Source organism: Anoxybacillus sp. P3H1B (assembly GCF_001560855.1).
GTDB classification, from domain to species: Bacteria; Bacillota; Bacilli; order Bacillales; family Anoxybacillaceae; genus Anoxybacteroides; species Anoxybacteroides rupiense.
On the sequence record NZ_LPUG01000025.1, the window covers coordinates 49,627 to 67,989 of the forward strand.

Consider the following 18,363-nt stretch of genomic DNA (forward strand, 5'->3'; position numbering starts at 1 on the left):
GTATAGATGTAACTTACCATGACTGCATATCCATGCAAAAGTTAAGAGGCTAAGTTGCATCTATATAGATCGAGATGAGAGGAAGAAGAAGAGTGGAAGAAATAGCGGTATCAGTAGAAAATCTTTTCTTTCAATATCCTAATCAACCGAATGATGCGATTCGCAATGTTAGCTTTCAAATCAAAAAAGGTGAATGGGTCGCCATTGTTGGCCATAATGGCTCTGGCAAATCGACGATTGCGAAGCTTCTCATGGGTCTATTAAAGCCGAAAAGCGGCATCATCAAAGTATTTGATCAGTTGCTAAATGAAGAAACGATTTGGAGTATTCGCAAACGCATGGGCATCGTTTTTCAAAATCCAGACAATCAATTTGTTGGAACTACTGTGCAAGATGACATTGCTTTTGGTTTGGAAAATAACGGAGTTCCTCGGGAACAGATGATTGAGCGTGTGAAGTCTGCTATTCAGCAAGTAGGAATGGAAGAATTTTTGTTAAGAGAGCCTCATTATTTATCAGGGGGACAAAAGCAGAGAGTCGCTATTGCTGGAGTGATTGCGTTACAGCCAGATATCATTATTTTAGATGAGGCTACCTCAATGCTTGATCCGCGCGGAAGGAGAGAGGTCATTGGGGCCATCGAAAAGCTAAAAGTGAAACACCATATGACGGTCATCTCTATCACCCACGATTTAGAAGAGGCGATGAAAGCGGATAAAATGATTGTGATGAACCGTGGCGAGACCATGTCTGAGGGAACACCACAGCAAATTTTCTCTTTGGGAGAAAAGCTGGAGGAAATTCGTTTAGATCTTCCCTTTGTCATTAAAATAAGAAATGAATTAAAGCAGGCGGGGCTTCCCCTTCAATTGAATGATGCGTCGCTAGAGGGGCTGGTGAATGAATTATGGACATTGTATTTGAACAAGTAGAACATATTTATCAGGCGAATTCACCGTTTTCACAAAGAGCTTTATACGATGTCAATTTATCGATAAAAAGTGGCACTTACGTGGCGATTATCGGCCATACTGGATCTGGAAAATCTACATTGCTGCAGCATTTAAATGGGCTCTTGCAGCCAACAAAGGGCATGGTATGCGTTGATGATTATGTCATTCATAGCGCCAAACAAGCGAAACAGCTGAAGCCACTGCGTCAAAAGGTGGGAATTGTTTTTCAATTTCCTGAACATCAATTATTTGAGGAAACGGTAGAGAAAGATATTTGTTTTGGCCCCATCAATTTTGGCGTTTCAGAGGAGGAAGCGAAAAGGAGAGCCAAGGTAGCTCTCTCATTAGTCGGACTGCCTGAGGAAGTGCTGAATAAATCTCCGTTTGATTTAAGCGGCGGCCAAATGCGCCGTGTTGCTATTGCGGGTATATTAGCGATGGAACCAGATGTGATTGTTTTAGATGAACCAACGGCCGGTTTAGATCCAAAAGGTCGTAAAGATTTAATGGAGATGTTCGCTCGTCTGCACCGCGAAAAACAACTAACCACGATTTTAGTTACTCACAGTATGGAAGATGCAGCAAAGTATGCAGATTATATCGTCGTTATGCATAAGGGAACAGTTTGGAAAACAGGAACGCCGCAGCAAATTTTTCATGATTTGGACTCTTTGCTGCATTTGGGCTTAGATGTGCCGGAAACGGTGTTGTTAAAGCGACGGCTCGAGGAGAAAATGGGACAAGAAATTCCTTCCCCATGCCTAACAATGGAACAACTCATAGCAGGCATTAAGCAGCTATTCGCTAAGGTGAATGAGCATGAATAAGATGATTATTGGGCGATACGTTCCAGGTAACTCTGTGATCCATCGAATGGATCCTCGGGCTAAGCTTCTTTTAGTATTTTTTTATGTGGGTATCGTCTTTTTAGCAAATAATGGGGTAACTTATGCGATTTTAACGGCTTTTACGCTTTTGCTCCTTTTCTTATCGCAAGTTCCGTTTTTATTTGTTTTAAAGGGAATCAAACCCGTTCTCTGGGTTGTATTGTTCACTTTTTTACTTCATGTTTTTATGACGAAAGAGGGAAGTGTTCTGTATCAGATTGGACCATTTGCCATTTATGAAGGCGGGATTCAACAGGGGATATTTATTTCCCTTCGTTTTCTCTTGTTCGTTCTCATCACTACCTTGCTGACGCTTTCAACCACTCCAATCGAGGTAACAGACGCCATCGAAAGCTTATTTGGCCCATTAAAACGATTTCGGATACCTGTCCATGAACTAGCGCTCATGATGTCTATTTCCCTTCGTTTTATCCCTACATTAATGGATGAAACAGAGAAAATTATGAAGGCACAGGCAGCTAGGGGAGTTGATTTTTACGGCGGGCCGTTGGGTGAAAGGATGAAAGCGATTGTTTCATTGCTTGTCCCATTATTTATCCACTCCTTTAAACGTGCTGAAGAGCTGGCAATCGCAATGGAGGCACGAGGATATCGCGGGGGAGAAGGGCGCACTAAATATCGCGTCTTGACATGGAAGGGGATCGACACAGTCTTGCTGTTAGCCGTTGCTATATTAGCTGCTGCATTATTTTTATTGCGATCTTAATGGAGAATGGAAACATGAAACGTTGGAAATGTATTATTTCTTATGATGGAACGCATTTTGGTGGATATCAGATTCAACCTAACCAAAGAACGGTACAAGGGGAATTAGAACGCGTTTTATTACAGATGCATAAAGGAGATCCGATCCGGGTAGTTGCGTCAGGAAGAACGGATGCAGGTGTTCACGCATATGGACAAGTCATTCATTTTGATTCGCCATTGCAGCTTCCGACAGAAGGATGGAAAAAAGCGCTGAATGCCATGTTGCCAGATGATATTGTGATTCGCCAAGTACAAGAAGTAAACGCTTCGTTTCATGCTAGATTTAGCGCAGTGGGAAAAGAATACCGTTATAAAATTAGGACAGCATCTGAACAAGATGTATTTTCTCGCTATTATTCCTATCATTATCCGTATCCGCTTAACGATGAAGCAATAAAGCAAGCACTACAGCTTGTGAAGGGAACTCATGATTTTACCAGCTTTTGTTCGGCAAAAACCGAGATAGAGGATCGGGTACGGACCATTTATGAAGCGAATCTGCTTGTAGCGGATGATGGCATAGAGTTTCAATGGATAGGGAACGGTTTTTTATATAATATGGTTCGAATCCTTGTTGGTACGATGCTGGAAATCGGGCAAGGAAAAAGGCACTGGAGCTGCATTCCTTCCATTTTAGAAGGAAGAGATCGCCGCCTGTCGGGAAGAACGGCTCCTCCGCATGGACTCTACTTATGGCAGGTGTTTTATGACAACTAATCCTGGTGTAACATTTTCTTGACATTGGCAACGGAAAGAGATATCATATCATATGGTATGTATTTTAGAGCCACGATTAGCCCCGGAAAAATAATCGTGTTCAGATAAATATATAACGTTTCGTTGATTTTTTATTTTAGGAGGGAAAATCATGCGTACAACTTATATGGCAAAGCCAAACGAAGTAGAACGTAAATGGTACGTTGTTGACGCTGAAGGCAAAACGTTAGGTCGTCTTGCAAGCGAAGTTGCGGCAATTTTACGCGGCAAGCATAAACCAACTTTCACACCACATGTTGATACTGGTGATCATGTTATTATTATTAATGCAGAGAAAATTGAATTAACTGGGAACAAATTAACGGATAAGCTATATTACCGCCACAGCTTGCATCCAGGTGGATTAAAAGTAAGAACAGCGCTTGAAATGCGTACAAACTATCCTGAGAAAATGCTTGAAGGAGCTATTCGCGGCATGCTTCCAAAAGGTCGCCTTGGCCGTCAAATGTTTAAAAAATTGCATGTTTACAGAGGAAGCGAACATCCACATCAAGCACAAAAACCAGAAGTTTACGAACTTCGCGGATAATCGATTAAGGAGGGTATTATTTTGGCACAGGTACAATATTATGGCACAGGCCGTCGCAAAAGTTCTGTTGCACGTGTACGCTTAGTTCCTGGTGACGGACGTATTGTCATCAATAATCGTGATATTCAAGAGTACATTCCATCTCAGGCTTTGATTGAAGTGGTAAAACAGCCGCTTGTATTGACAGAAACATTAGGCAGCTATGATGTATTAGTTAACGTACATGGAGGCGGCTTCTCTGGCCAAGCAGGCGCTATTCGCCACGGCATTGCTCGCGCGTTATTGGAGGTAGATCCAGAGTACCGTCAACCATTAAAACGTGCTGGCTTATTAACTCGCGATGCACGCATGAAAGAGCGTAAAAAATACGGTCTCAAAGGTGCTCGTCGCGCGCCACAATTCTCAAAACGTTAATATTTCAAAGCAGGACTCTCGATCTTTTTATGCTTCGAGAGTCTTTTTATTTTGCTTGGGCTAACCTTTTCCTCAGCTAATTATCCTTTCTTGTTCTTCAATTGATTTGTTCCCTAATCATTTTCTCCTATATTTTCATATACTCTTCATAAGACGAATGCCTAATTTGGAAAATTTAACAAACAAATGGAAATTATCTTACACTATTTGTTCTACTATTGAATAACTTAAAGAAGATATTGATTTGAGTTATGGATAGGTGGTGTTATGGCAGGGCAAAAGTCAAAGATCCATTTATCGATATGCTCGGAATAGTGGATAGTTATTATGGATTGTATTGAGTTGATTATGAATGATGGTTTTATAGCAATGGATCGTTAAGAAGAGAAACCTGTAACCGTCAAAAATACGAGTGGAGGGAAAGAAGTGTCACAGCCTAATTTACCAAATATTACTCCAACTATTTCTTTAAATCGAGATGATGTCATCAATTTACTTTTAGCTTCAATAGCGATGGAGGAAATAGGGATTGCCCATATTGTAAACGCAGAAGGAGAAAAAATTCAATATGCTTTAGGTACCATTCCTGGATTGCCAACGCCATCGACACTTGAAGATATATTAGAAATCAATGAGAGTGTTCAAAGTACGTTGGCGATGGCGATGAAGAAGGAATTATTATTGGATAACAAATTGCGCCAAGTTACTCAAATTATGCCGAGCGGAGGGATTGGTCCGACGGGAGCAACGGGTCCAACGGGAGCGACGGGAGCAACAGGTCCGACGGGAGCGACAGGAGCAACGGGTCCAACGGGTCCAACGGGAGCAACGGGTCCAACGGGAGCGACAGGAGCAACAGGTCCAACGGGAGCGACGGGAGCAACAGGTCCGACGGGAGCAACAGGAGCAACAGGTCCAACCGGTCCAACAGGAGCAACGGGTCCAACGGGAGCGACGGGAGCAACAGGTCCGACGGGTCCAACGGGAGCGACAGGAGCAACGGGAGCAACGGGTCCAACGGGAGCGACGGGAGCAACAGGAGCAACGGGTCCAACGGGTCCAACGGGAGCAACGGGTCCAACGGGAGCAACGGGTCCGACGGGAGCAACAGGAGCAACGGGTCCAACGGGTCCAGCAGGAGCAACGGGTCCAACAGGTCCAACGGGAGCGACGGGAGCAACAGGTCCGACGGGACCAACAGGAGCAACAGGTCCAACGGGTCCAACCGGTCCAACAGGAGCAACGGGTCCAACGGGAGCGACGGGAGCAACAGGTCCGACGGGTCCAACGGGAGCGACAGGAGCAACAGGAGCAACGGGTCCAACCGGCCCAACCGGTCCGGCGTTTGCAGCAAATGGTTTTTCCGCATTCACTACTGCGCCAGGGGTTACGGCTTCTACCCAGATTGCTGGATGGACCGTATCGTCCCCTTATTATGATAATCCTAGCTTTAATGAAGTGACAGGGACCTATACGGTTCCAGCAACGGGTCGATATTCTATTTCGGCCACCATTAATTATCAGACATCTGCTGCACTGACTATCAGTTTAGGAACAGGTGTAAACCCAGCGTTTGTTGTAAGGCGTATTGCCCCTACCACGACAGACTTAATAACAGGATTATTCCCTGTATTAAATGTGAACGTTGCATTAGTTTTAACTTTAAGAGCTGTTCTTGGAAGCGGCACTGTTACATTGAGTGGAGAAGTTGAACTAACAGCAGGGGATCAAATCGGATTATTTTATGAAGCCAATGGTTTAACAATCGGGTTAAATTTAGGTGGTACATCGTCTGGAATTGTCTGGTCTGTACACCAAATCGCTTAATTCAAGTGAGAAAAGCTGGATGCATTATGGCATACCAGCTTTTTTAATATGCGGAAAGAATGATTGCTTTTTTAACATATTTTCTACTGGGGTAACATCTGCTTATTTTTTACATATGATATAGGCAAATGCATGAAATAGAAAGCGTCAGGGAAGATGGCACAGGTGAGGAGCGATTGGTTGCTACAGAACTCATTTGTTTCAAGAGACCTCTTTATGAGACCATTATCGATCAAAGCATTGCCCATCTTTCTTTGTTTTGTTCTCATTTGAAAAGCTGCATGTAAGGAATGCCTAGAGAGCATCCATCATTCTTGGACTTATGATGAAAGGAAAACCTGTAAAGGATTCGGAACAAAAAGCTTATTTAGGAGGTAAACGAAATATGTCGCTCCCCAATATTCCAAACATTACACCGATTATATCATTAGAACGATGTGAAACCATCGACTTATTATTATCATCCATTGCTCTTGAAGAAATTGGATTATCAAATATTTTGAACGCAGAAGCCGAAAAGCTTCAAGCTTTTTTAAATACAGATCCTAACAATTTAAATGATTATTTAAAAATAAACGAAAGTATCAATCGTACCCTTCGCGCTGTAGTCAAATCACAAATATTACTGCAATTCAGACTAGAAGATATCATTTTATTGGACCGTGATACGTGCTGTGAAAAATGCCCTAGTCAAGATCCAGATGAATGTGATGAGGAGCCACCATGCCCTGATTGTCTTGATAGATATTATCCGTGTGGCTGTGATGATGGATGTAATGAAAAATGAAGTTAAACATTTACTAGGTGTAGTTCGTGAGACATGATTAAATGTGGGGTGGGAAGTAAATGCGAAGTAAATACGCATCTGTGCAAGATAAAATCATTCAAAGCAAAATCAATTACTTCAAATATTTTCATTTCTTTTTTCAATTTATCATTCATTATTTTTTCACCATTTCTTGCCGTACTTCTTCCCGACAAAAACAAATTTATACTGAAAGGGTTATCCTTAACTCTCTGGAGTTGATTGAAAAAATCCATATGTATCTGTATGAGCAACAGTTCTTTTTTCAAGAAATAGGGATGTTATCAGAAAAATTATCCTTTTTTAGTAAAAACAACGAAAGTTATCATGATTTAAAATGTTTAATGAGTTTAATCCAACAACATCCATTTTTTAAACAAGAGCACAAACAGCTTTTTGAGAAGGTTATCAGGAAAATATTATCCTATTATTACTCACCTGATGTGCAAAATATCAAAGTCGTAGTCGATGCCTCGCTACCTCCTCCATGGAAGCCTAAATATCTAAGCAATCGTTAATATTTCGGAATATCAGGATAAAGGGTGTGATGCAGCAATGAAGTTTCCCGCTATTTCGTTATGTATGATCGTAAAAAATGAGGAAGACTTTATCGAGCAATGTTTGGCTAGCGTAAGCAAATTAGTCAGTGAAATCATTATCGTTGATACGGGATCTAATGATGGCACTTTATCTATCTGTGAAAAATTCCGGGCAAAGATATACCATTATGAATGGAACCATCATTTTGCTGAGGCTAGAAATTTTGGACTTTTACAAGCCAGCGGTGATTGGATTTTATGGATGGACGCCGATGAGCAGCTCGAATCTAATCAAGAGCGCTTGGTCGAGCAATCGGTTGTGCAGACAAAAGCACATGTGCTTTTATTTCCTGTTCTTAATTATTATGGAGATCATTTTCCGATTCAGGAAGATCAGTTTTTTTTATATTATCAGCCTCGTTTGTTTCGCAATCATATGGGTATTCGGTTTTATAACAGAATCCACGAGACGATTCAGCTTCCAGAAGAAATTCTCTCACATCATACCTCTGATATTGTCGATGCACCTATTCATCATTACGGCTATATAAAGGAAATTGCTGAAAGGAAAAATAAGTCATCACGAAATAAAGAGTTGATAATGGAAGAAATAAACACTCCTCATCACAGCCCTTGGATTGAATACCATTTGGCAAGCGAATATTATCGTGAAAAGGATTATAGTAAAGCTTTCCTTTATGTAAATGCTTCAATTCTAAATTTTTTGCGTCAACAAACGAAACCACCTGCTATTATTTATCGCTTGAAATACACAATTTTGCTTGAAACAAATAGCATCGACGGAGCTTGGCCGGGCATTGAGAAGGCGTTGCAGTTATATCCGGATTACGTTGATCTGCATTTTATGAAGGGCTATATTTTATTTCAGAAAGGAAAGTATCAAGAGGCATTGGCTTCATTCGAAAAGTGTCTAGAGCTTGGTGAATGCCATCCGAATTACCTTATTTTGAAAGGCACGGGGAGCTTTAAAGCATTGAAATACAAAGAATTATGCTTAAATAGAATAATTGCCCAATCGAATCAATGAGGATCAGAGAGAAAAGTGACAAGCGGTTATGTACAAACAAAGGAATTTTATATAAATGTCATTTTGATATTGAAACATCAGTGTTGATGATCCATTAGTTTACTTAAAAACATAAAATGGTTTAGCTAAACCCCAACTTTTCTGCCTCTTCCCTTGAATAAGAACACCAGCAGGCAAATTCATTTCCCTGTAAAGCCTTTGTTGCTTGAGAAGATTTTTGTTGAGCTTTCTAATTAACAAACCAATAGCTGATGACTACGGCAAAAAAGCGAGGAATCGAGTGATACCAATTGGTCTAACTGATACGGAAAAGATGCCGCTTGGCTCCTTGTATATTTCTTTGGATTTTCATTTTGTATGAGTTGGGGGGATTTGCGTTGAAGAAAGTGTTGTATGTTGGATGGATCGGCTATCAGAATCTAGGAGACGAATTAATGTTTGATTTATTTAAACAGCAATTTTTAAAGCTGGATGGTTCATACAAACTGGAATCCGCCAATATCGAACATCAATTTCTCAAAAATGTTTCTTTTAAAGAGTATGATCTCATTGTTTTAGGAGGGGGATCCATTTTAAGCAGAGAACCTTATTTTGTTCATCCTTATACTGTTGATATTTTACATCAAGCTTTGTCATTGAATAAAAAAATCATGATCTGGGGAACAGGAATTGATTGGGTGCCGAAATCCTATATTCAACAATTAGAAAATCATGAAGAAATACCGCTTGTGGTTTCAGATGATTTTAAATTAAAAACAAGAGAAGTGTTTGAGGAAAGTGCATGGGTTGGAGTGCGAGGGCCATTAACTTCAAAGGTGTTGCAAAATTTTGGAGTGAAAAATATCCAAGTGAGCGGAGATCCCGGGTTTCTGTTAACTAACCGTAATCTAGATGGTGATCAAGTCCCCCCATTTCATCATCAAGAGAAAGTGATCGGGGTTAATTGGGGAACGACCTATAATTTCATTTATGGCCAAAATGAAATAGAAGTTGAAAATCAGTTGGCGAGAGCCTTAAATCAATTGATCGACCAAGGATATAAAGTGTACTTGTTTATTGTTTGGAATGCGGATTTAGAAGCGGCTGAACGGCTATACAGCAAGTTACACAATAAACAATCTGCCATTTTGGATAAAACACTCTATAATCAAGAGGAACTAATGAATATCATTCAACATTTTGCTTTCACGATTAATTTTAAATTACATGCGAACTATCTTTCTTTAGCTTCCCATGTTCCATTTATTGCGTTAGGGTATCGATTTAAGGTATTTGACTTTATCAAGTCAGTAGATCTTGAAGACTATATCATTTCGACGGATCAGGACGACATTACGGAACAAATTTTACATTTGGAACCCAAGATCATGAAGGATCAAACGGCGATTATCAGTAAAATGAAAATGTTTCAATCTTTATATAGTAAGAGGATTCGCGTACCGTTTGAAAACCATTTATACCTCTAATATCGGCCAAAAAATAGCCCCGATATGACACTTCATATCGAGGGCTTTCATTGATCTAGTTAGTTTTTGCTGAAGTTTTCCTTAAAGAAGTTTTCATTATATTGAATTTGCGGATCTGTGGGCTTATACTTCTTCGCCTCATTATGATGAGCAAACGAAAGCTCCTTTTCCCCAATGTGCCAATAGCAGACACATAATTGCAGATGTGGATACCATGTCGAGTAGCTGTTTTCCCTAAACCCTAAAGAATCGTTAAGGTCTACTTCAAGTGCTAATCGATACCAGATGATGGCCTTTTTGAATATGCCTCTTTCTTTGTATAAATCTCCAAGTCGGCAAGAGACTTCCGGTCTAGGGACATCATACATAATGGACTGAACAAGGGCCTCAATTTCTTTTTCCGTATTGCCTAAATGTCTGTAACATGACGCTAAATGAATGCACGCGCGAATTTCATCTTCAATCCATCCTTTTTTCGTTTCCAGAAACTTTTGATAGTATTCGATTGCTTTTTCAAACTGCCCATGATCCTTTAATTCATTAGCATAATAAAATAAATCTCTTGGAGTAAAAGTCTCTCCTTTTTTGAGCCGGTTTTCGTATATCGTTAGATTGCGGCTGCTTTGCAAATTTCCATTTGACTTCTCTGATTTTCTATGTGTAATGGCAATGTCTGATGAAAGAATATTTCCTCCGACTTCTAAATACTCATGAACCGCTCCGATCCATTTAAAATTTCGCGCTCTTTTGACTAAGCGATTTCTTCTGTAGCTAAATGTCGGGTTTCCAGCTTCATCAAAAGCAATATTGTATATCATGGAAACTGCATCCACAGCACCATCGAGCTCTGCTTTAAGTTGTTTAAATTTTTTTTGGTCTTCTTCCAATAGGATGTCGTCTGCATCCATCCAAAATATATAATCCATGGTGGCTTTACTGAAAGCGAAGTTTCTGGCTGCGGAAAAATCATCAATCCATTCAAAATCAAATATTTTCTGTGTGAATTCTTGGGCGATTTCTTTTGTTTTATCAGTTGAACCCGTGTCAACAATAATGATTTCATCACATAAATCCTTGACGCTAGTAAGGCATTGCCGAAGTACCTCTTCTTCATTTTTGACAATCATACATAAGCTAATTTTGTACATGTAGCGATCACCTGCCAAATGTGTAGTCATATTACTTAATATATGATGACAGTATTTGGTTCAATACTGTAAGAACACAGCGAGATGAATGTTTAATTAAACATTTTGTGTGGTTTTTTAGCGATATTCGGGGGCAAAGCCACCAGCTTGTTTTCGTCGCATTAAAAAAGCGTGATCGAGCGCCGAACAGCTGATCATCCGACCATCGAAATCAGGTCATTACTTGAGACAAACGTTGGTACAGCAGGATGTATATCAAACTCCGTTCCACTTGGGATTTTTTTTCATCGGTGACAGCGCTTTTCGACGCATGTTTCCGATTCAACGGTAGGACACTATATTCTAAAGGAGTGTGAAAGCAAATGAGTGTGATCACATCTTTTAAAGAAAAGAAAAGGGAAAAAGAGATCAAATATGAGCGAAAAATGCTCCGTGAGCTATCGTTAGAAAAATTGCAAAAGCAAGCATCTGAATCCTTTCGTCCTTTTTTCCAAGGGAAGTCCACCTTTCCCTCAGCGGTGGAAGATGGATGTATTGACATGGCGATAGAAGCCTATTTACTTGGGGCGAGCTACAGCCGATTTGGCTATTATGGCGAGCCGATTGAATTGGTCAAAAAACGTTCACAGCATGAGGAAAAATACTTGACCGATGCTTTGTTTGATTTTTTATGCTTTTGGACAGATCTTAACGATATTCATATCGGCGAGCCATTATATTATACGTGTGAAGGTTATATTTCCAGCTGGTGGACCGAAGGATTTGAAAAAGGAAAAAAACGCTGGCGCTTAAAACTCCGCTAAAAGGGGTTCTACTTTCTTCTCTTGTCCCATATAAGATAATGAAGGGAAAACGCAGGAGGAGAAAAGATGAAGCGGAAGCGAATGTTATGGATGATCGGTGCAAGTATCGTCCTATTTGCGATCATTTTTCAATATGTCATTTTGGATGTCCATTCTATGAAGTCGTGGAATCTGCCTCTTTCAGGGAGAATTATTATTTTAGATCCTGGACATGGCGGTCCAGATGGCGGAGCAGTTGGCGGCGGAAAAGTATTAGAGAAGGATATTGCGCTCGATGTGGCGAAAAAATTGCGCGATTATTTGCAGCAACAAGGGGCGCTTGTTCTTTTAACACGTGAGGATGATCGAGATCTAGCGGCAGAGGATACAAAAGGATATAGCCGCCGGAAAGCGGAGGATTTAAAAAAGCGTGTTCAGATGATTAATGAATCCGAAGCAGATTTATTTATCAGCATTCATTTGAATGCTATTCCATCTCCGAAATGGAAAGGAGCACAAACATTTTATTATGGAACATACATTGAAAACGAGAGGGTCGCTAAATTTATTCAAGCTGAACTACGTCGCAATTTAGAGAACACAGACCGTTCTGCGAAAATACTCGATACGGTTTATTTGCTGAAATATGCAAAAAAGCCAGGGGCACTTGTGGAAGTAGGATTTCTTTCGAATCCGGAAGAACGCGAGCTACTTCATTCCGATCCATACCAAACCAAGCTTGCCGCTTCTATTTATAAAGGAGTACTGCGCTATTTTTCTAATGAAAAAACTCCTCCTGATTAAGGGAGGATTTTATTTTTACGTTTCATATGGAGCGTGTTTTGAAAAATCGGCACAATCAACTGGTTCAATGATCAGAAAACCATCCGAAGCAGAATTTGGTTCTAAGCTCAGGAGATGGCTGCACATGTTCCTTTTTCAGAGAGGATTTGTTCCTTTTTTGCATTTTTCTTATAAATCAGTGTGCCCTATCTGCAGACGGAGAGGTTCAATATGTTAAGATCATCAATAGATATGATATAGTAAAAATATGATAACGAATACATAAAAAGGGCTGGTGATGAATCATGATAACCGAACAAGATGTACAAGCATTGTTAGAAAACATACAAGATCCGTATTTAAATAAGCCTTTTAAAGAAACAAATGCGATTCAGGAAATCAAAATTAAACAGGAAAAAGGGCACGTAAGCGTCAAGATTGCTTTAGCGCAGCCGGGAGCAGCCGAACAGCTTCAAGTACAGACAGCGATTGTACAAACTCTTAAAAACGCAGGAGCAACATCTGTCGGTTTGCGATTTACTCAATTGCCTGAAGAAGAAATGGCAAAGCATCAAGGAACAAAAAAACAAACGACATATATCGCCATTGCCAGCGGAAAAGGAGGAGTTGGAAAATCAACGGTTTCCGTCAACCTTGCTGTCTCGCTCGCAAGAATTGGTAAAAAGGTAGGGCTAGTTGATGCCGATATCTATGGATTCAGTGTGCCCGACATGATGGGCATTACCGAGCGGCCCGTTGTGCGCGGTGAGAAAATCATTCCTGTGGAGCGATTTGGCGTAAAAGTCATTTCAATGGGATTTTTTGTTGAAGATAATGCCCCGGTGATTTGGCGCGGGCCGATGTTAGGAAAAATGCTGAACAATTTCTTTAAAGAAGTGGAATGGGGAGATTTAGATTACTTATTGTTGGACTTGCCTCCTGGAACAGGAGATGTTGCCTTAGATGTTCATACCATGCTCCCTGCTTGTAAAGAAATTATCGTTACTACCCCTCATCCGACTGCCGCATTTGTAGCTGCACGGGCGGGGGCGATGGCGCTTCGCACAGAACATGAAATCATCGGTGTGATTGAGAATATGTCATATTTTGAAAGCAAATTAACCGGTGAAAAAGAATATGTGTTTGGCCGAGGGGGCGGTAAAAAGCTTGCTGAAGAACTGCAAACGGAGCTCCTTGGACAGCTGCCACTGCAGCAGCCAGATTGGAACGATGATGATTTTGCGCCTTCCGTATATGGAGAGGATCATCAGATTGGAAAAATATACATGGAAATAGCAAAGAAAATAGCCAAGAAGTGCTAATCTTTATGCCGGCTTACATAAGACGAACAGTGCTTCCTTATATTCACGCGGACATTTGCCATTTCTAAGAACATGTAGATGAAATGTGTGACCGCTTGCTCCTAGCCTATCCATTGAGAAGTTTTCTGCGGTGAAACGATGTGTACGTGTGAGGGGAAGAGTATGAAAAAGCCATGTGATGAAAAGCGCTTTCAAACAGAATAACGAGAGACCGTCCTTTTTGTACGGTCTCTCGTTTTGCATTCAATAAGCTTAGAAAAAAGCTATTGGCTTTGGGTTTGCTGATCGCCATCTCCTTCTTCGCTTTCTCCGCCATCTTCATTTGAACCGCTTTGCTTTTTCGTTGTTTGCATATTTTCAGCGGCTTTCATTAACAGATCTTGAATTTTTGCTTTGAATAGCGGACTGTCAAATGTTTCTGTCATAACGGTTTGAAGATGATTGCGAAAATCTTTGCTTTTTAAGACAGTTAAAAACTCTTTTTCCATTTCAGGATTTTGTAAAATGTTTATCATCATTCCTTGGTATTCAGGATCTTTCATCAAGGATTTTATGGTTTTCTCTTGCTCGGTCTTCAAGCTTTTAGCAAAGCTTTCAACGAATTTTGGATCTTGAAACATGGTCTTCCAAAATTCTTCTCCTTTTTTCGAGGTCAAAATTTGTTCAATGGTTTGTTTTACAACCGCTTGATCCATAATCATTTGCTGCTTTACTTTATCTTCTGTCATGACATCTTGAATCGCCTTTTTTCCTTCATCTGTTTTTAAAATATCAACAACCATTTTTTTGATTTGATCATAATCAGGTGGAGCTGGACTGCTTTCTTGTGGAGCGCAAGAACTAAGAACAATAAAAAAACTTACTAAGAGGAGCAGTGTCCAATTTTTCATGTAGTAATAAGCTCCTTTCTGCAAAAGTTCCTTATCTTTAATATGATGTTCCGTTAAAAAAATATACGCTGAACCAATTCAGCGCTAGCGTTTTTAAGGAACGACTGATAAAATTTTAAAGGAATACTTGAGAAATGATGGAGGTTTAGGGTGTGAACAGCCGCAAATGGGTTCGGTTATTTTTGACGACGTTAGGGATTGGTGGAATCACAACAGCGTTAGCTGGTTTTATTATTCGCTGGAGTGAATATGAAAAGCTGTTTATTGAGTTTAAGATTGGTGAACTGTTTGCTGTTTTAGTATGGTTTATTGGTTTTGGCTTTATTTTTAGCGTAGTCAGTCAAATGGGTTTTTTTGCTTATTTAACCGTTCATCGGTTTGGCTTAGGAATTTTCCGGTCTGTAGCTCTTTGGAATTCGGTACAAATCGTTTTGATTGCCTTTGTTTTATTTGATTTAATATATTTTCGTTATCAGCTGTTTGCGAAGGATGGAGAATCCATTATTAGCTACATACTGATTGCATTGGGAATTTTGTTAGTAGGCGTGATTGTTGCCGTTGTTAAAAGACAACAAACAAACAAAGAAGCATTTATTCCTTCTTTATTTTTTATGACAGTTGTAACGATCATTGAATGGTTTCCGGCGTTACGCATCAACGATGAAAACTGGCTATATTTGATGTTAATTCCTTTGCTTGTTTGCAATGCTTACCAATTATTGATTCTTCATAAGCTGACAAAAGATGCTTAACTTATAGTGAATCCGTTTGAAAACGCGGTGGATCACACGAGCATTTGGCAAAGGTAAATCGCAACTTCTTTTACTGATACCATTTACATTCATTGTATATATTTCCGGATTGGTATCGAAGCATGAGGGAGTGTCCCATATTATATAAAAAACGAGGGAGGCTTGTCGGGTTACTCAAGCCTCCTTTGAACATAGTGGCTGAATTTTAACGATCTGAAGACAGAAAAGCCTCTTTACACATGAGTTAATTCACGTCTTTGCTTTGCGTTTGGCCGTTTTCGATGAGCTCAGAAATGCTGACATTTCGATAACCATTCTTTTTCAGTGCTTCAACAATTTGCGGCAATGCTTGAGGAGTTTGTTTGGCAGAATCAGAAGCGTGAAGCAAGATAATATCACCAGCTTTCATATCATGAACGACATTTTTGACAATATGATTCACACCCGGATTTAGCCAATCTTTTGAGTCAATGCTCCAATGAACAACAGAATAGCCTAAAGAATCAGCGATTTTTAACACTTTTGTATTAAATTGGCCGCTTGGTGGCCGCAATAACGTTACTTTTTTTAATCCAAGGGTATCAAATACTTTTTTGGCCTTCATTAAATCCTGTCTTATTTGAGCATCTTCAAGCTGAGTATAATCTATGTAGTTGTAGCCCATACTTCCGATTTCATGTCCGTCCTCTTGAATCCGTTTCACAATTTGCGGATGGCTTTCGGCCCATGAAGCGGATAGAAAAAAAGTTGCATTTTTAATTCGGTTCTTTTTAAGTTCCTCTAGAATCGTTAAGGCGTACTGATCTCCCCAGCTAATATCAAAGGTTAGAGCGATTTCGTTAGCGCGCTTTTCGGCTTTATATATCGCTTTGGGGCCGCTAGATGTTGAAAATACCGAAAGATTGATTTTCTCTACATATAAAACAAAAGCGGTGAAAAATGCTGCTAAAATAATAATAAGTCCTTTCTTTAACGAACGACCATTTAAAGCATAAAAACGATGATTCACGGTTCTCCCCCCTTTTTTTATTTCATCAACCCCTGTTATGACCATCTTATGCTTGTCATATCGAATTATGAAACGATACAGCATTTTTTGAGAGCTTATGTTTTACGAATAGAGAAAGACAGCGAAAATAAGTGAATGATTTGTCTAAGAAGGGGAATTGAGCGGGCCAGCTCTAAAAAAGAAAGATGGAGAATTTTTTCCCGCGGTCGTAGGGTTTTTTATTATATGAACGTGTGATAGAGGGCTAATGCTGAAGAACATGAGTTCTTAAAATTTATATAATGTTAAAGCATGCAGATGGATTGTTCGCTATTCACTTACCGTTTTTTATTATGGCTTCAGTCGAATGAAGCAGCCTGTTTCTTCTCCCGACTCTCTATAATCGATAAAGTCGACTCTATGTTGTGATATTATCCCCTTTAAGTAGACAATGTAAAAAGCCCATTTTTAATCGTTGGGTGTTTCACTATACTTGGAGGGAATTTTTTATGGCACGAAAAGGATAAACATTTCACCGTTATACGGAGGAATTCAAACAAAGAGCGATTCACATGGATGAGAATGAGGGAATGAGCTGTCAAGCGGTTGCGAAGAAATTGGACATTCCAAGCTGTACCCAAGTAAAGGTATGGGTGAAAAAGTGTCGTAATGGAGAATCTCTTGGCGATCAACGGAGGAAAACAAGTGAACAGGAATCCATTGGTTGGTTGTCCCCAAACGAAATTTAACAGTATGGAGGAAGAACGGGATTACTTGAAAGCGCAGGTAAAGTATCTAAAAAAGCAGTACCCAATCTTCACAGGGAGGGGGGATTCCAAAACGGAGTCGCTTTGAGATCATTCATGAGCTAAAACAACCGTATCCATTGACTTGGTTAGTAGAAATCGCTGAGATTTCTCGTGCCGGTTATTACAAATGGTGTGTAGTACAGAGAGGAAGAGAGAGACACGGCAACAAAGAGATCAGATCCTAAAGGAGCACCTATTGGCGATTCATCGTTCCTGTCCTTTTTACGGCTATCCGAGAATGCAAGTCGCTTTGAGAAAAGAAGGATTCCATGTGAATCATAAGCGAGTCTATTTCTCCGTGTAAAACAGAACAAGAACTCTATCAAGCCATTGACAACTACAGTATGGTTTTATAATCATGAATGCTTTCAGAAAAAATTAAGCCAGTGTGCACCGATAGAATACCGGAACACACTGGTTGCCTAGTCTTTTTTATAACTGTCTACTTGACAGGGGTCACTTCATTTTTCAGTTATGGTCAAAATTTTGGATTTATCCTGTTTTTATTGCATCATAAAAAGAATGCTGATTAAATGGAAAAGAAAATCATAATCGTATAAAAATGATTGACATTAAAATTTGGAAATGTTATATTATAAAACGTCGTCGAAAGTTATAAAAAATATGATTGACAAGATAATGATCATCATGGTAGTATAAAAAAGTCGCTAATAAGACAAAATGTTCTTTGAAAACTGAACAAAACGAAGCGTGAATCGAAAAATTTCGGTATGGTCAACCGAAATAAGATAATAGCCAATCAACTTTCTTTTGGAGAGTTTGATCCTGGCTCAGGACGAACGCTGGCGGCGTGCCTAATACATGCAAGTCGAGCGGACCGAATAGAAGCTTGCTTCTGTTTGGTTAGCGGCGGAC

At 39.9% G+C, this 18,363-nt stretch carries 20 protein-coding genes and 1 rRNA gene; 18 read left to right on the top strand and 3 right to left on the bottom strand.

Annotated features, from left to right (window positions below; all coding sequences use genetic code 11):
- Positions 1-92 precede the first annotated feature (92 nt).
- From AT864_RS14940 to AT864_RS14990, 11 genes are all read left to right on the top strand, one after another.
- Positions 93-932 carry an energy-coupling factor ABC transporter ATP-binding protein gene (locus AT864_RS14940; RefSeq protein ID WP_066150256.1) on the top strand — a complete coding sequence of 280 codons (840 nt, stop codon included), beginning with the start codon at positions 93-95 and terminating at the stop codon, positions 930-932.
- Entirely contained in the window at positions 908-1,780 is an 873-nt protein-coding gene (locus AT864_RS14945; protein WP_066150259.1) for an energy-coupling factor ABC transporter ATP-binding protein, read from the top strand. The genes AT864_RS14940 and AT864_RS14945 overlap by 25 nt, the downstream gene beginning before the upstream one ends.
- Complete coding sequence (locus AT864_RS14950; RefSeq protein WP_044744038.1) at positions 1,773-2,567, top strand: energy-coupling factor transporter transmembrane protein EcfT; 795 nt, start codon at positions 1,773-1,775, stop codon at positions 2,565-2,567. Before AT864_RS14945 ends, AT864_RS14950 begins: the two co-directional genes overlap by 8 nt.
- 14 nt (positions 2,568-2,581) lie before the next feature.
- On the top strand, positions 2,582-3,325 hold the full coding sequence (truA, locus tag AT864_RS14955) for a tRNA pseudouridine(38-40) synthase TruA (protein WP_066150261.1): 744 nt from the start codon (positions 2,582-2,584) through the stop codon (positions 3,323-3,325).
- A gap of 151 nt (positions 3,326-3,476) precedes the next feature.
- A complete protein-coding gene (rplM, locus tag AT864_RS14960; RefSeq protein ID WP_044744036.1) occupies positions 3,477-3,914 on the top strand; it encodes a 50S ribosomal protein L13 in 438 nt (145 codons plus the stop codon).
- Between the two features lie 21 nt (positions 3,915-3,935).
- Positions 3,936-4,328 (top strand): 30S ribosomal protein S9, encoded by a 393-nt coding sequence (gene rpsI / locus AT864_RS14965; protein WP_044744035.1) that lies wholly within the window; start codon positions 3,936-3,938, stop codon positions 4,326-4,328.
- A 426-nt stretch (positions 4,329-4,754) separates the two neighbouring features.
- Positions 4,755-6,155, top strand: coding sequence for a hypothetical protein (locus tag AT864_RS14970; protein ID WP_197431028.1), 1,401 nt, complete (start codon positions 4,755-4,757; stop codon positions 6,153-6,155).
- 322 nt (positions 6,156-6,477) lie between these two features.
- A complete protein-coding gene (locus tag AT864_RS18205; RefSeq protein WP_197431029.1) occupies positions 6,478-6,942 on the top strand; it encodes a hypothetical protein in 465 nt (154 codons plus the stop codon).
- A gap of 59 nt (positions 6,943-7,001) precedes the next feature.
- Positions 7,002-7,478 (top strand): hypothetical protein, encoded by a 477-nt coding sequence (locus AT864_RS14980; protein WP_066150267.1) that lies wholly within the window; start codon positions 7,002-7,004, stop codon positions 7,476-7,478.
- 37 nt (positions 7,479-7,515) lie between these two features.
- Positions 7,516-8,547 carry a glycosyltransferase family 2 protein gene (locus AT864_RS14985; protein WP_066150270.1) on the top strand — a complete coding sequence of 344 codons (1,032 nt, stop codon included), beginning with the start codon at positions 7,516-7,518 and terminating at the stop codon, positions 8,545-8,547.
- 386 nt (positions 8,548-8,933) lie between these two features.
- Complete coding sequence (locus AT864_RS14990) at positions 8,934-10,013, top strand: polysaccharide pyruvyl transferase family protein (protein ID WP_231734670.1); 1,080 nt, start codon at positions 8,934-8,936, stop codon at positions 10,011-10,013.
- A 59-nt stretch (positions 10,014-10,072) separates the two neighbouring features.
- Here the strand turns inward: AT864_RS14990 and AT864_RS14995 are convergent, their stop codons facing one another.
- Positions 10,073-11,161: a glycosyltransferase family 2 protein gene (locus AT864_RS14995; RefSeq protein WP_066150276.1), complete on the bottom strand. Its 1,089-nt coding sequence runs from the start codon at positions 11,159-11,161 to the stop codon at positions 10,073-10,075.
- 362 nt (positions 11,162-11,523) lie between these two features.
- Here AT864_RS14995 and AT864_RS15000 point away from each other — a divergent pair, with 362 nt between their 5' ends.
- The 3 genes from AT864_RS15000 (at position 11,524) to AT864_RS15010 (ending at position 14,048) form a co-directional block, all read left to right on the top strand.
- Positions 11,524-11,964, top strand: coding sequence for a DUF2521 family protein (locus AT864_RS15000; protein WP_044744916.1), 441 nt, complete (start codon positions 11,524-11,526; stop codon positions 11,962-11,964).
- Positions 11,965-12,054: 90 nt separating this feature from the next.
- Complete coding sequence (gene cwlD, locus AT864_RS15005; RefSeq protein WP_369815589.1) at positions 12,055-12,747, top strand: N-acetylmuramoyl-L-alanine amidase CwlD; 693 nt, start codon at positions 12,055-12,057, stop codon at positions 12,745-12,747.
- A gap of 284 nt (positions 12,748-13,031) precedes the next feature.
- The gene (locus AT864_RS15010) at positions 13,032-14,048 is read left to right on the top strand and encodes an Mrp/NBP35 family ATP-binding protein (RefSeq protein ID WP_044744918.1); all 1,017 of its coding nucleotides are present in this window, start codon (positions 13,032-13,034) and stop codon (positions 14,046-14,048) included.
- A 263-nt stretch (positions 14,049-14,311) separates the two neighbouring features.
- On the opposite strand, the gene gerD is transcribed toward AT864_RS15010, so the two are convergent.
- Positions 14,312-14,938 carry a spore germination lipoprotein GerD gene (gene gerD, locus AT864_RS15015; protein ID WP_044744919.1) on the bottom strand — a complete coding sequence of 209 codons (627 nt, stop codon included), beginning with the start codon at positions 14,936-14,938 and terminating at the stop codon, positions 14,312-14,314.
- A 152-nt stretch (positions 14,939-15,090) separates the two neighbouring features.
- On the opposite strand from gerD, the gene AT864_RS15020 reads away from it, so the two are divergent.
- Positions 15,091-15,690 carry a KinB-signaling pathway activation protein gene (locus tag AT864_RS15020; protein WP_066150283.1) on the top strand — a complete coding sequence of 200 codons (600 nt, stop codon included), beginning with the start codon at positions 15,091-15,093 and terminating at the stop codon, positions 15,688-15,690.
- Positions 15,691-15,934: 244 nt separating this feature from the next.
- Here the strand turns inward: AT864_RS15020 and pdaB are convergent, their stop codons facing one another.
- On the bottom strand, positions 15,935-16,744 hold the full coding sequence (gene pdaB / locus AT864_RS15025; RefSeq protein ID WP_066150286.1) for a polysaccharide deacetylase family sporulation protein PdaB: 810 nt from the start codon (positions 16,742-16,744) through the stop codon (positions 15,935-15,937).
- A 506-nt stretch (positions 16,745-17,250) separates the two neighbouring features.
- On the opposite strand from pdaB, the gene AT864_RS18395 reads away from it, so the two are divergent.
- The 3 genes from AT864_RS18395 to AT864_RS15035 form a co-directional block, all read left to right on the top strand.
- Positions 17,251-17,427 (top strand): hypothetical protein, encoded by a 177-nt coding sequence (locus AT864_RS18395; RefSeq protein WP_231734669.1) that lies wholly within the window; start codon positions 17,251-17,253, stop codon positions 17,425-17,427.
- 187 nt (positions 17,428-17,614) lie between these two features.
- Positions 17,615-17,791: an IS3 family transposase gene (locus AT864_RS18790; protein ID WP_080862230.1), complete on the top strand. Its 177-nt coding sequence runs from the start codon at positions 17,615-17,617 to the stop codon at positions 17,789-17,791.
- Positions 17,792-18,255: 464 nt separating this feature from the next.
- A 16S ribosomal RNA gene (locus AT864_RS15035) occupies positions 18,256-18,363 on the top strand; the annotation flags it as partial.